General features: G+C 60.7%; 22 protein-coding genes and 1 pseudogene. 21 read left to right on the top strand and 2 right to left on the bottom strand.

Annotated elements, in window-relative coordinates:
• Nucleotides 1–25: 25 nt before the first annotated feature.
• Nucleotides 26–1,804: a terminase large subunit domain-containing protein gene (locus tag ACIGG6_RS03700; RefSeq protein ID WP_399842360.1), complete on the bottom strand. Its 1,779-nt coding sequence runs from the start codon at nt 1,802–1,804 to the stop codon at nt 26–28.
• A 146-nt stretch (nt 1,805–1,950) separates the two neighbouring features.
• Here ACIGG6_RS03700 and ACIGG6_RS03695 point away from each other — a divergent pair, with 146 nt between their 5' ends.
• From ACIGG6_RS03695 to ACIGG6_RS03645, 11 genes are all read left to right on the top strand, one after another.
• Entirely contained in the window at nt 1,951–2,763 is an 813-nt protein-coding gene (locus tag ACIGG6_RS03695) for a GPO family capsid scaffolding protein (protein WP_399842358.1), read from the top strand.
• Nucleotides 2,764–2,772: 9 nt separating this feature from the next.
• The gene (locus tag ACIGG6_RS03690; RefSeq protein ID WP_399842355.1) at nt 2,773–3,831 is read left to right on the top strand and encodes a phage major capsid protein, P2 family; all 1,059 of its coding nucleotides are present in this window, start codon (nt 2,773–2,775) and stop codon (nt 3,829–3,831) included.
• On the top strand, nt 3,831–4,511 hold the full coding sequence (gpM, locus tag ACIGG6_RS03685; protein WP_399842352.1) for a phage terminase small subunit: 681 nt from the start codon (nt 3,831–3,833) through the stop codon (nt 4,509–4,511). The genes ACIGG6_RS03690 and gpM overlap by 1 nt, the downstream gene beginning before the upstream one ends.
• A gap of 146 nt (nt 4,512–4,657) precedes the next feature.
• Complete coding sequence (locus tag ACIGG6_RS03680) at nt 4,658–5,143, top strand: head completion/stabilization protein (protein WP_399842349.1); 486 nt, start codon at nt 4,658–4,660, stop codon at nt 5,141–5,143.
• Entirely contained in the window at nt 5,140–5,364 is a 225-nt protein-coding gene (locus ACIGG6_RS03675) for a tail protein X (protein ID WP_399842348.1), read from the top strand. Before ACIGG6_RS03680 ends, ACIGG6_RS03675 begins: the two co-directional genes overlap by 4 nt.
• A 23-nt stretch (nt 5,365–5,387) precedes the next feature.
• Nucleotides 5,388–5,591 carry a hypothetical protein gene (locus ACIGG6_RS03670; RefSeq protein ID WP_399842345.1) on the top strand — a complete coding sequence of 68 codons (204 nt, stop codon included), beginning with the start codon at nt 5,388–5,390 and terminating at the stop codon, nt 5,589–5,591.
• Complete coding sequence (locus ACIGG6_RS03665; RefSeq protein WP_399842343.1) at nt 5,581–6,066, top strand: lysozyme; 486 nt, start codon at nt 5,581–5,583, stop codon at nt 6,064–6,066. Before ACIGG6_RS03670 ends, ACIGG6_RS03665 begins: the two co-directional genes overlap by 11 nt.
• Nucleotides 6,063–6,485 carry an Rz-like lysis system protein LysB gene (gene lysB / locus ACIGG6_RS03660; RefSeq protein ID WP_399842340.1) on the top strand — a complete coding sequence of 141 codons (423 nt, stop codon included), beginning with the start codon at nt 6,063–6,065 and terminating at the stop codon, nt 6,483–6,485. Before ACIGG6_RS03665 ends, lysB begins: the two co-directional genes overlap by 4 nt.
• Nucleotides 6,385–6,630, top strand: coding sequence for an Rz1-like lysis system protein LysC (gene lysC / locus ACIGG6_RS03655; RefSeq protein WP_399842338.1), 246 nt, complete (start codon nt 6,385–6,387; stop codon nt 6,628–6,630). The genes lysB and lysC overlap by 101 nt, the downstream gene beginning before the upstream one ends.
• On the top strand, nt 6,593–7,087 hold the full coding sequence (locus ACIGG6_RS03650; protein WP_399842336.1) for a phage tail protein: 495 nt from the start codon (nt 6,593–6,595) through the stop codon (nt 7,085–7,087). Before lysC ends, ACIGG6_RS03650 begins: the two co-directional genes overlap by 38 nt.
• A gap of 1 nt (nt 7,088) precedes the next feature.
• On the top strand, nt 7,089–7,739 hold the full coding sequence (locus tag ACIGG6_RS03645; RefSeq protein ID WP_399842334.1) for a phage virion morphogenesis protein: 651 nt from the start codon (nt 7,089–7,091) through the stop codon (nt 7,737–7,739).
• Between the two features lie 32 nt (nt 7,740–7,771).
• On the opposite strand, the gene ACIGG6_RS03640 is transcribed toward ACIGG6_RS03645, so the two are convergent.
• Nucleotides 7,772–8,155, bottom strand: a complete 384-nt coding sequence (locus ACIGG6_RS03640; protein ID WP_399842332.1) for an Arc family DNA-binding protein — start codon at nt 8,153–8,155, stop codon at nt 7,772–7,774.
• Between the two features lie 14 nt (nt 8,156–8,169).
• Between ACIGG6_RS03640 and ACIGG6_RS03635 the strand changes: the two genes are divergently transcribed.
• The 10 genes and pseudogenes from ACIGG6_RS03635 to ACIGG6_RS18275 form a co-directional block, all read left to right on the top strand.
• Entirely contained in the window at nt 8,170–8,409 is a 240-nt protein-coding gene (locus ACIGG6_RS03635) for a hypothetical protein (protein ID WP_399842331.1), read from the top strand.
• Nucleotides 8,402–9,244: a Bro-N domain-containing protein gene (locus ACIGG6_RS03630; RefSeq protein ID WP_399842330.1), complete on the top strand. Its 843-nt coding sequence runs from the start codon at nt 8,402–8,404 to the stop codon at nt 9,242–9,244. The genes ACIGG6_RS03635 and ACIGG6_RS03630 overlap by 8 nt, the downstream gene beginning before the upstream one ends.
• Nucleotides 9,245–9,349: 105 nt before the next feature.
• A complete protein-coding gene (locus ACIGG6_RS03625; protein ID WP_399842327.1) occupies nt 9,350–9,889 on the top strand; it encodes a phage baseplate assembly protein V in 540 nt (179 codons plus the stop codon).
• Nucleotides 9,889–10,086: a hypothetical protein gene (locus ACIGG6_RS03620; RefSeq protein ID WP_399842324.1), complete on the top strand. Its 198-nt coding sequence runs from the start codon at nt 9,889–9,891 to the stop codon at nt 10,084–10,086. Before ACIGG6_RS03625 ends, ACIGG6_RS03620 begins: the two co-directional genes overlap by 1 nt.
• A 1-nt stretch (nt 10,087) precedes the next feature.
• The gene (locus ACIGG6_RS03615; protein ID WP_399842322.1) at nt 10,088–10,438 is read left to right on the top strand and encodes a GPW/gp25 family protein; all 351 of its coding nucleotides are present in this window, start codon (nt 10,088–10,090) and stop codon (nt 10,436–10,438) included.
• Complete coding sequence (locus ACIGG6_RS03610) at nt 10,435–11,331, top strand: baseplate assembly protein (protein ID WP_399842319.1); 897 nt, start codon at nt 10,435–10,437, stop codon at nt 11,329–11,331. Before ACIGG6_RS03615 ends, ACIGG6_RS03610 begins: the two co-directional genes overlap by 4 nt.
• Entirely contained in the window at nt 11,324–11,944 is a 621-nt protein-coding gene (locus tag ACIGG6_RS03605; protein WP_399842318.1) for a phage tail protein I, read from the top strand. Before ACIGG6_RS03610 ends, ACIGG6_RS03605 begins: the two co-directional genes overlap by 8 nt.
• Nucleotides 11,941–12,645 carry a phage tail protein gene (locus ACIGG6_RS03600; protein WP_399842315.1) on the top strand — a complete coding sequence of 235 codons (705 nt, stop codon included), beginning with the start codon at nt 11,941–11,943 and terminating at the stop codon, nt 12,643–12,645. Before ACIGG6_RS03605 ends, ACIGG6_RS03600 begins: the two co-directional genes overlap by 4 nt.
• A 14-nt stretch (nt 12,646–12,659) precedes the next feature.
• Nucleotides 12,660–12,977 (top strand): hypothetical protein, encoded by a 318-nt coding sequence (locus ACIGG6_RS03595; protein ID WP_399842312.1) that lies wholly within the window; start codon nt 12,660–12,662, stop codon nt 12,975–12,977.
• A 173-nt stretch (nt 12,978–13,150) separates the two neighbouring features.
• A pseudogene (locus ACIGG6_RS18275) lies at nt 13,151–13,603 on the top strand (glycine-rich domain-containing protein); the annotation flags it as partial.
• Between the last annotated feature and the right edge of the window lie 17 nt (nt 13,604–13,620).

The raw sequence follows: 13,620 nt of genomic DNA, 5'->3' as shown, positions 1-13,620 counted from the left end.
ACCCGTGGCTTTGCTGCCGCGTCGCTCATCCGTACATCTCCATTAGGGAACGGCCCGTGCCATGGTCGGCGGGGCCATCAAGAGGCTCATTGTGTAAGGCGTGCATGGTCGCCCACGCCAGGTCAGCGTGGCCGGTCTGGTTATTGCGCCCGGCGGTGTAGGTCATCTGGCGGCCGGAGGCGGTCAGCTCCCGGCGGATCGCCATAAACGACTGGGCGAGATCCACCCAGCCAGCGTCGAATTCAAGTCGCCCCTTATTGATGATCTGCTGCGCCTGCATCACCAGGCGCGACTTCATTTCCGGGGTATAGCGGTACCGGGTCACAGTGGGGAAGAACTTCGCCACCAGCTGGGCCACGGCTTCGCCGAGGCCCGAGGTATCAATGCCGATAAAGGTCACGTTATAGCGGCGGGTCACGCTGCGGATAAATTCCGCCTGGGCTTCATAGTCGCGCCCTTTGAGGCGGTGGCGTTCCAGGATGCGGTGCTTGCTGTCAGCGGTTTTCGGCGGCGCGACCACCACCAACCCTGCCCCATCGCCATCTTCACCATCCCCCGCCGGGTCGTAGCCAATCCATACCGGATGCTCGCCATACGGCCGTGGCGCGAAGGGTTTCAGATCCCGCCAGGCATCCCAGCTATCCACCATGCAGCGCTGCATCATCGCCAGCGGGAAGGCGCTTTGCGTATCGTCCACGAACTCGCACATCAGCAGGTTCGCAAACTCATCGTCGCTGTATTCCAGGCGCAGCTGATCGATGTCGAACAGGTCACAGCCCCCGGCGATCGCATCCTCAATGGTCACGATCTGCCGCCACTGGCCATCCGGCCCGCGCGCCCCATCCTTCAGCGCCGCGTGGCTCACGTCGATCTTCACCCGGTCGGCTTTCTTCTTGCGTTTATTGAACCGGTCGCCGGTCCAGAACGGGTACGCCTCATGGGCCACAGACGACGGTGTGCTGAAGTAGGTCTGCTTCCACTTCTTGTGCATGGCCATGCCCGACGTCACCTTGCGGAACGTCTCGAAGCCATGAATCCAGAAATATTCGTCCAGGTAGGTATCGCCGTGGTACCCCTGCGCCGTCTTGGCATTGGTACCCAAAAAGTGCAACTCGGCACCGTTGGCGAGAATGATCGGGTCGCCCTTCAGCTCAACGCCGGTGACTTCCTTCACGAACTGCACGATGTAGTGCCGGAAGATATGCGCCTGCGCCTTGCTCGCGCTCATGAAGATCTTGTTCTTGCCGGTCTCCAGGGCGTCCGCTATCGCTTCCCGGGCGAAGTACCAGGTCGCGCCGATCTGCCTCGATTTCAGCAGGTTGCGGATGCGCTCATGCTGCCCCGCCCGATACCAGCCGCGCTGGTAATCGAACAGCGAGGCCTCGAACGCCTCGACAATCTGAATCACCCCCTCATCGCCCACATCGTTACGGGCGGGCTTCTTCTTCGGCCCCTCGTTGCGGCGCTCGATGTTGGGGTTCAGGTCGGCTTCCTTCCCGCTGCCCTGGTACTTATGCACCCGGGCTAGCCGCTCGATCTGGCGGCCCAGCAGGTCGATCTCCTTAAAGTCTTTGCCCTCTTTTTGCTCTTTCCAAATCAGCTGCACCAGGCGCGCTTCCAGCGCCCCCTCTACCCGCTGGGTCGGCGTCGCGTCGTCCCAGGCGTCGCGCTTTTTCCAGCTATCAATCGTTGCCCGGGGCAAATCCAGGAACTCGGCAATGCGCGCAATCCGCCACCCCATCCAATAGAGATGGCGGGCAGAAAGTCGGTGCTGGTCGTCGTCAATCGGGGCTTGGGCTGTCATGCCGCCAGCGTACCCGCGCAGGCACGGTCACGATTGCCCCGCCCGATGTAAGAAACACCACTTACACCCAGCCCTCATTGAGCCAAGGCCCCACTGCGGGGAACCTGACCGCAGCCAAACGCCCACCCACTCACCGAGGCCCGACCATGCCCTGGCACCGTATCGCAAAAGAAGGCGCAACCACCGATGGCCGCACCATCAGCGCCGAATGGCTCACCCAAATGGCCGCCAACTTCGACCCCGCCAAGTACGGCTGCCGGGTCAATATGGAACACATCAAAGGCCTGCTGCCGGAAGGCCCCTTCAAAGCCTACGGCGACGTGACCGCGCTCAAAACCGAGGCAGACGACGACGGCAAGCTTGGCCTTTATGCCGAGATCGACCCCACCGACGAACTCAAGGCCATGGTCGAAAAACGCCAAAAGGTGTACACCTCCATGGAGATCGACCTCGACTTTGCCGACACCGGCGAAGCCTACCTGGTCGGGCTGGCAGTCACCGATTCCCCCGCCTCGCTCGGCACCTCCATGCTCAAGTTCAGCGCGTCCGAAGGCAAAAACTCTCCGCTCGCCGCCCGCAAACAGCGCCCGGAGAATCTCTTTTCCGAAGCGCTAGAAACCGACCTCTCGTTTAGTGATGAACCGCAAGAGCAAGGCCCTTCGCTTGCCGAGCGGGTCAAAGCGCTGTTCAAAAAGCAGGATGCGAAAAGCGCTGCTGGGTTTGAGGCCTTCCGCAGCGAGCTGGAAGAGACCCTTGGCCTGTTCGTGGAGAAACATCAGGCGCTGAGCGACGCCCTGAAAAAGCGCCCCACGCAAGCCGCCTTCAATGAGCTCAAAAGCGCCCACGAGACCCTGAAAAAAGAGTTCGACGCGCTCTATACCCAGCTCGACAGCACCCCCAACCGCCCGGCCCGCACGCCCGCCACCGGCGGCGACACCGACATCGAAACCGACTGCTAAGAGACGCCCATGCGCAACGATACCCGCAAGCACTTCAACAACTTCGCCGCCCAGGTGGCGAAGCTCAATGGCGTCCCAGACGCCACCCAGAAATTCGCCGTCGACCCCACCATTCAGCAGCGGCTGGAGAAGCGCATTCAGGAGTCCAGCGACTTCCTCTCGCGCATCAACATGGTCGGCGTCGATGAGCTGAAAGGCGAAAAGCTCGCCCTCGGCGTTACCGGCCCCATCGCCGCCCGCACCAACGTCGCCAACCAGGATCGCAAAACCCGCGACCTCACCACGCTGGATGCCCAGGGCTACGAATGCCGAATGACCGAATTCGACACCCACCTGGGTTACGCCAAGCTGGATGCCTGGGCCAAGTTCCCCAACTTCCAGGCCATGGTGCGCGATGTCATCGTTCGCCAGCAGGCGCTGGACCGCATGATGATCGGCTTCAACGGCACCTCCGCCGCCGCGCAAACCGACCCAGTGGCCAACCCCTACCTTGAAGACGTCAACATCGGCTGGCTGCAGCATTACCGCACCCAGTCTCCACAGCGAGTGATGAAAGACGGCAAAACCAACGGCAAGATTTTGATTGATCCAACGCCTCACGAAACCGAGCAGGGCATCGTCGGTGACTTCGCCTCTCTGGATGCTGTGGTTTACGACGTGATCAATAACTTGATCTCCCCTTGGTTCCGTCGCTTACCAGGTCTAGTGGTCATCCTTGGCCGCAACCTCATGGCCGATAAATATTTCCCGCTGCTCAACCAGCTACCGCCTAGCGAGCAGCTCGCCGCCGATCTGGTCATTAGCCAAAAACGCATCGGTGGGCTGCAAGGCATGGATGTGCCCTTCTTCCCCGATAACGCGCTGATGGTCACCACCCTGGATAACCTCTCGATCTACTGGCAGAACGGTGCCCGTCGCCGCTTCGTCACCGAGAACCCCAAGCGCAACCGTATCGAGAACTACGAGTCCTCCAACGACGCCTACGTGGTGGAAGACTTTGGCGCGGGCTGTCTGGTGGAAAACATCGAACTCTCTGAAGCCGCCATCAACGGTATCAAGGAGAAGTGATGACCAGCCCAGCCCGCCGCCACTTTGAACGCGTCAGCGCCGCCCTCGCCGCCGCTGACGCGGGAGAAGCCCCCATGCAGGGCGAAGCGTATGAGCTAATGCAAGCCGCGCTGTTTGAAGACTATCGCCTGCTCAAATCCACCCAATCCATGGAGCGCAAAGCAGAGATCAAGCGCGAGATCCTGCCCAAGTACGCCGAGTACGTGTCCGGCGTGCTGGAAGCAGGCCAGGGCGCGCAAGACGACGTGCTGATGCGCGTGATGCTCTGGCGCATCGATGCCGGTGACCTCGCCGGGGCCATTGCCATCGCCAAGTACGCCACCAAGCACGGCCTCACCCCGCCGGATCAATTCGAGCGCGGCACCGCCGCCATCATCGCCGAGGAAGTCGCCGACCAGGCGCTGAAGCAGCTGGATGAAGAAGGCGCAGACACCACCGCCCTGCTGGTTCACCTGGTGGATGTGGAAGCCCTCACCCGCGATGCGGATATGCACGACCAGATCCGCGCCAAGTTGCACAAAGCACTGGGCTACGCCTGCCGGGCCACCGGCCAGCTAGACGATGCCCAGCACCACCTGGAACGCGCCCTCGCGCTCAACGACCGCATTGGCGTGAAGAAAGACCTCGAACGCCTGGAACGTGAACGCAAACAGAACGCTGCCGCTACGCCCACGGGCTAGCGGCCAACCGAGTCGACCGCCGACGTCAGGGGGCGCGACGTAAGAGTCAGGCGTTTTAACGCCCACGCTCGAACGCCGCCCACCCCCTTCTTTTTCATCGCGCCCGACCCCGCGCGAAAAACGTTTAACCGCTACTAGGAGGCACGATGAGCAGCTTTATCTCGGCAGGTACACCGACAAATGAAACCAATGAGCAGCCGCTCGACAGCCCGCTCGAAAACAACGGCTTCTGGCCGGACATCCAGCCCAGCGACTTTCGCGCCACCCACCGGCTAGACAGCACCATCACCCAGCCGCGCATCGAAAGCGCCCTGAAGGCCGCCATGATCACGGTCAACCGCGTGCTGCGCCACTGGCAGCAGGCCAAAGTCGAGGCAGGCCACCCCACCATGGCCTCGCTACCCATTCCCGTGTGGCAATCGCCGGAAGTGTTCAACGTACTCTACCTGCGCGCCGTGTACTCCACCGCTCACGCCAGCCTGCTGGAGCACTACGCCGATTATGACGCCACCAACAGCGCCCGGGAGCGCGGCGAACAGCTCCAAGCCCCCGCCGATGGCTACCGCCGCGACGCCGCCTGGGCGATCAGCGAGATCGAGGGGCGACCACACAGCACGGTCGAGCTGATATGACCAACGCTCCATCCACCACCGTGCGCGCCCAGCAGCACGACACCCTGGATGCCATTTGCTACCGCGTCTACGGCACCACCCGAGGCGTCACCGAGCAGGTGCTGGCCGCCAACCCCGGGCTGGCAGAACAGGGGCCGGTGCTGCCCCACGGCACGCCGGTCAACCTGCCTGCCATTCCCCAGGCCACCCAACGCGCCCCCACGGTGAACCTGTGGGATTAACGTTCTAAACCGCCGAGGCCCGAATGAGCCACCACTTTGAAATCACCACCGAAAGCGCCAAAGCCGCCCCACCGGCCGTCGTCTCGCTGCTGCATGTGGGCGGCATGACGCCAGCCGATTGGGTCACGGTGCTAACGCTGCTCTACCTGGCGCTACAAATCGGGCTGCTGATTCCCCGCTACCTCACCCGCTTACGTGAATATTGGGAGAACCGCCGTGGGTCTTAAAACCAAGCTCGGCGTCAGCCTGGCCGCCGGGGCCATTAGTATCGCCACCGCCGTGGTGTCGTTTTATGAAGGGTACGAGCCCACCGCCTACCGCGACCCCGTGGGCATCCCCACCATTTGCTATGGCCACACAGAAACCGCTCGCCTGGGGCAAACCCTCAGCCAAGCCGAATGCACTGCGCTGCTGCAGCAGGATCTCGGCGAGGCCTTCGTGGTGGTGGATCGCCGCGCCCAGGTCGAGCTACCGGAACCCACCCGCGCCGCGCTGGCCTCGTTCGTTTACAACGTCGGGGCTGGCAACTTCGCCCGCTCCACCCTGCTGCGCAAACTCAACCAAGGCGACCTACGCGGTGCCTGCCACGAGCTCAGCCGCTGGGTTTACGCCGGGGGAAAACGGCTCAACGGCCTAGTCAGCCGCCGCGCCACTGAGAAAGAGATCTGCTTGGCAGGCTTAGCACAGGAGGCCACGCCATGACCCGCCTACTCGCCGCCCTTGCCATTCTGGTGCTCGTGCTGCTGGTCACCTGGGCGCTGTGGCAGCGCACCCACGCCGCCGAAGCCCGCGCCGAACTGGCCGAACAGCAGCTCGCCCAATCACAGCAGCGGGAAGCAGAAAGCAAAGTGGTCATCGATGCGCTCTGGGAAAACGCCATGCGCCTAGAGAGCCAGCGCCGCGCCCTCGCTCAGCAGCAGGCCACACTCACCCGCACAGCGGCCAACCGCCTGGCCACCATTGAGGAGCTACACCGTGAAAATGCAGAACTTCGCGCTTGGGCCGGCTCTCGCCTGCCTGATGCTGTTATCCGGATGCGCCGCCGCCCCGCCGTCACCGGTGCCGACGCTTATCATCAATCAATGCGCGACCCCCAGCCCCTGCACGCTCCCAAAGAGTAATCCCGAAACCAACGGCGAACTCGACCTGCAGCTAGAACGCACCGAAGCCGCCTGGGCACAGTGCGCCGCCGAGGTCGATGCCGTCATCGCCTGCCAAGAGGCCAACCATGCAGAAACTTCACCTGCTACGCGCTCACCTGATTAACGCGGTACCCGCCCTGGCGAAAGACCCCGAACGGCTGCTCACCTTCGTGGAAGAAGGCAGCATCGCCTTTCGCCGTGGCCCCAACCTCACCCACGAATACCAGTTCACCGCCCAGCTCGTGCTCACCGACTTCAGCGCGAACCTAGACACCATCATCGTGCCGCTGCTGCAGTGGCTGGCCGAATACCAGCCCGACGCCGACCCAGCGGAAGCCATCCGCTTCGAAGCCGAGATTCTCAGTCATCAATCGGTGGATGTCGCCCTGCGGGTAACGCTCAGCGAACGGGTGCTCGCCAAGGTGGAATGCGCGACCGGGCACATTAAGGTCGACCGCGCCTTGCCACGGTTTGAGAGCAATGGCTGCCCGGATACCCATTGGCAGCTACTGATCCGCGACAGCGAAGCCCAAGCGGAGTACACCCTGGTAGCCGAATGGGACGGCCCGAATGGCGGATAACATGGAAGCACTAGAGGAGTGGGTCGGCCCGCTGCTCGCCAAGCTTAGCGCCAAGGAGCGACTCAAACTGGCAAAGGGAGTGGCGACTGATCTACGCCGCAGCCAAGTCGCCCGTATCAAGTCACAGAAAAATCCTGATGGCAGTAAATTCAAGGCCCGCAAGCCACGCAAAAAGTATCAGCCTAAAAATGACCCTGTGCGCTTTCTCTACAAGAAACCCGGGGGTGCGCTTCGTGAAGCAAACATGGTGAGTTGGCAAGACGAAGGTCTGCGGATGACGGGCTATGATCGAGAGGTCAATGCCATAAGAACCTTCAGAAGGGATCGAATTGAGACATGGCTTAAGCCCACATCTGGTGGCTCGGATGCAGGAAAGTTACGCAGTCAACAAGGGCGCATCCGAGACAAGGCGATGTTCAACAAGCTGCGCACTACCAAATACCTCAAGGTCAAAGGCTCCAGCAGTGCAGCCACCGTGGCGTTTTATGGAGGTATCGCCAATATCGCGCGCGTACATCAGTTTGGGCTGCGTGATCGCGTCAGCCCAGATGGTCCACAGGTCAATTATGCTCAAAGGGAGCTGCTGGGGTTCAGCACTCATGACCGAGAGATGATCATGGAGTCGGTGCTGAATCACCTCGACCAAATATGAAAAAGCCCTGCTGGTTGGCAGGGCTTAGAGGCTTACTCTTCGTTTTTCTCTCGACTAACCAACGTGCGCGACAGCTTGGGTATCCCCTTGCCTGCCTCTCCACGCTTGATCTTCTCTTCTAGCTCTTGCCTGAAAATATCAAAGATTTTCAGCATCTGCTCGGGTGGAACATCATCGACCAGAGCATCAGACTGCTCGTCTTTGAAGCTTTGCTCTAGGCGCGCTACTACCTCCGCTGTCATTGAGCGGTGATTTTCTTTCGCTGCCGCTTTGAGCTTCTCTTTCAGCGACTTAGGTATTTTGAGATTGGCTTGAACTTCGATGTCTTTTTCCATAAAGCAAAAATGAAGCATTTTCACCTTGCCATCAATAAAGCTTTTTGCTTCAATATTTTTGAAGCATTTAGCTTTATTCAAAAATAGGAGACGTAATGAGCAAAAGGTCGCCGCAATTCAACTTGCGCTTGGAACCAAAGCTGAGGGATTGGCTAGCCGAAAAAGCCCAAAGCACACGCCTGAGTCGAACATGGATCGTCAACGATCTGATCCAACAAGCGATGCACAATGAACAGCAGTTGAAATCCGTAAAAGAAGAAGCCCTCGACGCTGCCACGCCAAGGGCTTCAGAAACACAGCACCAATCTCTCACAAAAGGAACTGCCCATGAATAATAGCACTGCAACCGCCGAAATTCTGCCCTTCCGGTTTGACACCCGCGAAGTCCGTACTCTACTGATTGATGACCAGCCGTGGTTCGTAGCTAGCGATGTAGCCAAAGCCTTGGAGTATCAAGCAGCCAAGGACATGGCTCGAAATCTTGATGATGAAGAGAAGGGTAGGCAGATTGTGCCCACCCCTTCCGGCGCCCAAGAAATGACCATCATCAACGAATCCGGACTGTACTCAGCCATTCTTCGCTCACGCAAAACCGAAGCCAAACGCTTTAAAAAGTGGGTCACTGCCGAGGTTTTACCCGCCATTCGCAAGCACGGCCACTACCAAGATACCGAAGGCAAGATGGGCACCCTGATCGGCCAGACGATTGGCACCGATGGGTTCCACTGTTTAGCGGCGGTTGTCGATGGCCGGTTGCGCCACTACCCCAAAGACATTCAACAACGCGCTCGCCCACACCTGTGGTCGCAAGTACGCAAAGCCTTTGGCGTGAGCCGTGGCGAAGATATTCCCGCCAGCCAACTGAATGCCGCTCGCCAATTCATTGCCGCCTACGCCCTGGAAGGCGAGTGGCTACCGGCCTCCCCATGTACCACGGTGGATGCCCCTCATATCTTGCCCGCCACGCTAGATAAGGCCGACCAACTCAACCTGCAGTCACTATGCTGCCACATGCTGCAAATCCGTGACCTTTACCGCCACTATCATTTATACGACGCCCTTACCCAACTTGGCTCGCCAGCTGGCAAGCGGCTCTATGGTCATGTGGTAGATGGCGCAACGATTGCTCAACGTTATCAACCCAAACTGGAATTCCAGCTTTCACCGTAGCTTTCGCGCCCAGCTTGGCTGGGCGCATTTCTTTTCAGTGTAAACCGCCCCATTCACACCCGCCGCCGCTTCGCCTTCGCCAAACGCCGCCGCAGGATAGCGGCTATGAACATTCCCGAACTCCTCCGCCTGCTGCACAACCTGATCCGCCTCGGCACCATCGCCGAGGTGGATCACGGCGATGCTGAAGCCGATCCGCCTCGGCCGCCCCGCGTGCGCGTCAAAACCGGCGAGCTGTTAACAAACTGGCTGCCGTGGATCGAAGGTCGCGCAGGCACCACGCGGGACTGGGACCCGCCAACGAAGGGCGAGCAAGTGATGATCTTCTCCCCCGGTGGCGACCCCGCCGCCGGTGTGGTGCTCACCGGCATTGTCAGTGATGCCCGCCCAGCGCCCTCCAGCGATCCCAACGTGATTGGGCGATGGCTTCCCGATGGCACCCGCATCGAGTACGACCACAGCAAAAACCGGCTCTTCATCGACTGCGTAGGCCCCATCGAAGTCAAGGCCAAAGGCACCGTGACCGTGGATGCCCCCCTGATCAAACACAACCAGGGCACTGGCGTGGTGACCCAGCAGCACATCTGCCACTTCACCGGTAACCCACATGGCGACGGTAGCTCCACCGTTAAGGCAGGCAAGTAATGGCCCTGAGCAAAGCCCAGCTTAAAAACCGAATTATCAGCGAGATGCAGTCTCAAGGGGCCACCGCCACCGGCGAACACAGCTGGGTCAACCGTATGGCGGAAGCGATCGCCAACGCGGTGGTGGATGAAGTACAGGCCAATGCTGAAGTACCCGTTACGGGCGGCTCCAGCGCGGGCCAATACAAGGTGCAATGACATGCCAGGCATGAACGCAAACAACGGCCGCACCATGGAGCCTTTGGCCCACATCCAGCAATCGGTGGCGGACATTCTCACCACGCCCATCGGCTCCCGCGTCATGCGCCGGGAGTACGGCTCGCTACTTCCGGAACTGATTGATCAGCCCTTGAACGGCCCCACCGCCCTGCGCGCCTACGCCGCTACGGTGGTGGCCCTAATGAAGTGGGAACCACGCATTCGCGTGCAGCAAGTCACCCGGCAGGTCTCTACCCAGCGCCCTGGCCGGTTCGATCTCATCATCACCGCCCGCCGGGTGGATAACGGGGAAAGCGTCAGCTTGGCCGTGCCGCTAAGGGGGAACCTATGAACAACCCCATCGACCTCTCCCGTCTCCCTGCACCGGCGGTGATTGAACCGCTCGACTTCGAGACCATCCTCGCCGAGCTAACCGCCGACCTGATCAGCCGCGACCCCGCACTAGCCGACACCCTCACCTTGGAGAGCGAGCCGCTCACCAAGCTGTTAGAGGTGGCCGCCTACCGTGAGCTGTTGCTACGCCAACGCATTAACGAAGCCGCCAAAGCGGTGATGCTCGCCTACGCCCAAGATGAGGATCTTGAACACCTCGCTGCGCTGTTCGATGTTGAACGGCTGGAAATAGACCCCGGCGACCCAGACGCCACCCCGCCGGTACCACCTACGTTTGAGCGTAACGATGCCCTGCGCCGCCGCGTGCTGCTATCGCTCGATGGTCTTAGCACCGCCGGGCCAGAGCGCGCCTACGTGTATCACGCGCTGAGTGCCAGCGGCGATGTCAAAGACGCCGATGCCTTCAGCGAAGCCCCCGGCGAAGTCACCGTGGTGGTGCTGTCGCAGGTGGGTAACGGCGAAGCACCGGCCGAACTACTCAGTACTGTCAGCGCCGCCGTCAACGCTGCAGACACCCGCCCGCTGACCGATTACCCCACCGCCGTGAGCGCCGAGATTGTCGGTTATACCATCCGCGCGATACTGCACATTTTGCCGGGGCCGGAAGCTGCCGTGGTACGTGAAAACGCCCTAGCGGCAGCGGAAGCCTACACCCAGGAACAGCACCGCATCGGCGCGCAAGTCACGCTCTCCGGCGTGTACGCCGCGCTCCACCAGCCCGGTGTGCAGCGGGTAGAACTACTCAGCCCCACGGCCACCATCAGCACCACCCGCAAGCAAGCACCCTACTGCGACTCCATCGAGCTAACCAGCGAGGTGGTCAATGGCTAACCACCTGCTACCACCTAACGCCACCCCGCAAGAGCGCGCCGTCAGCGAAGCGCTCAGCCGCACCGACACCATTAATGTGCCCATTCGCGCCTTGTGGCGGCCCCACGATTGCCCCGCACGGCTACTCCCCTGGCTGGCCTGGGCGCTATCGGTGGATGAATGGGATGAGCAGTGGACGGAAGCGCAAAAGCGCGAGGCGATAGCAGCCTCTATCCATATCCATCGCCACAAAGGCACTGTGGGCGCCATGAAGCGAGCACTCGCCTCGCTGGGTATGGAAATTCAACTGGTGGAGTGGCACCAGCAAACGCCCATCGGCCCCCCGTACACCTTCCGGGCAGATATCACGCTGGAAAACCAGGGGTTAAACGACGCCACCCAGGCTCGCATTTTGCGGCTGATCAACGCGGCCAAGAACGCCCGCAGCCACCTCACAGCACTACGCATGATCGGCAGTAGCAAAGGCCGCGCTTATCTCAGTGGCTGGGAACAATCGTTCGATACCGTCACCGTGCAGCCGCTCACCTTAAACGAAGCCGCCGTGCCGCCATCGCCTTACTTCCTGGGTGCCACCACCGCCGCCTACGACACCACCACGGTACTACCGCTATGAGCCAATTTTTCACGCTTCTCACCGCCACTGGTCAAGACCAGCTCACCCAAGCGATGGGCTTTGGCCAACAGATTGAGCTAACCACTATGGCTGTGGGCGATGGCAACGGCCAACCCGCACCGCCGAAGGAAAACCAAACCACGCTGGTGAATGAGGTGTATCGCGCTGGCCTGGCCAGCCTCGCCGTGGATGAACAAAACCCCAACTGGCTAGTGGCCGAGCTGGTTATTCCCACCCAGGTAGGCGGCTGGACCATCCGCGAGATCGGCCTGTTCGACATCAACGGCAACCTCTTCGCCGTGGGCAACTTTCCCGAGACCTACAAGCCCACGCTGGACGCAGGCAGCGGCCGCGAAATCACGGTACGCATGACCATCCAGGTCAGTGACACCGCCTCGGTCACGCTATCAGTGGATCAATCGGTGGTCTTTGCCACCCGCACCTTTGTGCAAAGCGCACTGACCAGCCACGCCCAAAGCCGCGACCACCCGGATGCCACCACCACCGCTAAAGGCTTTGTGCGCCTGGCCAATAACCAAACGGGCGCGGCAGGCGAAAGCACTAGCCATGCCCTCACCCCTGCCAGCGGTAAAGCGCTGGTGGAGCAACAGCTCTCTGGCTATGGCAACACCGTCAACGAAAAACTGGCCACCCAAGCCGGTGCTATTCGTCTTCGCCACTACTTCATGGGCCAAAACTGAACGGAGCATCACCCATGTCAGGAAAACTCGGCTCGGCGGCATTGGTCGCCGACACCACCACCACGGTCTACACCGTGCCAGCCAGCACCGTGGCAACGCTCAATATCGCATTGGTTAACCGGGGCGCTGACCCGGCCAAAGTGCGCGTGGCCATCACCGATGCGGTCGCGCCGAGTGACGCAGACTGGATTGAGTACGACGCCACTATTCCAGCGAGGGGCGGCGTATTGGAACGCACAGCGCTGGTCGCCAGTGCGGGGGAGAAGGTCATCATTCATAGCGACGTGAGCAATCTCAGTGCGCGTGTGCATGGGTTTGAGGAGGCTGAATAATGGGTCGTACTATTTCAGAAAATACACAGACTGGCGGCTTAATAAGTGCTGGCACGTACGACCCGTTGTTTCTGGGTGCCCCTGGTCGTCTTGCGCCGTTTGGTCGAGGGCAATTCCAGACATTCACAACGCCTGGAGTATATAAATTCATCGTCCCAGATGGCGTTTGGTCAGTGCGCTCCCGTGCTTTAGGGGCGGGTGCTGGTGGCAGCGGAGGCGTCAATACTGATGAAGGTGGAAATGGTGGCGGAGGCGGCGGTTATGCACGTGGCATCGTCGCTGTAACGCCGGGTCAAGAAATTGTCGTTACCGTAGGCAAGGGGGGCGACGGAGGCGTCTCAGGAGCCGCGGGCGCTGATGGAGGCTCATCATCGTTCGGCAACTATATTACTGCTACAGGTGGAGTCGGCGGTGGCGCGTCAGGAACATTCACTGGCGGTTCCGGTGGGTCAGGCTCAGGGGGAGAATGGCAATCTACAGGCGGCTCTGGAGGAAGGGGAGGCACTGGGGACTATGGTGGGTCTGGAGGTGGAGGTGGTGCTGGTTCTGAATTGTCTGCCATTGCCGGTCGGGGCGGCAATGGCTTGGATAATACAGGATCATCTGCTGTGACCGGAGGAGGTGGTGGAGGTCTAGTAGGCGA

The organism is Vreelandella lionensis (assembly GCF_044543515.1).
Lineage (GTDB): Bacteria > Pseudomonadota > Gammaproteobacteria > Pseudomonadales > Halomonadaceae > Vreelandella > Vreelandella lionensis.
Note: the sequence above shows the minus strand (reverse complement) of the source record. Positions and strands in the feature narration are given on the sequence as shown.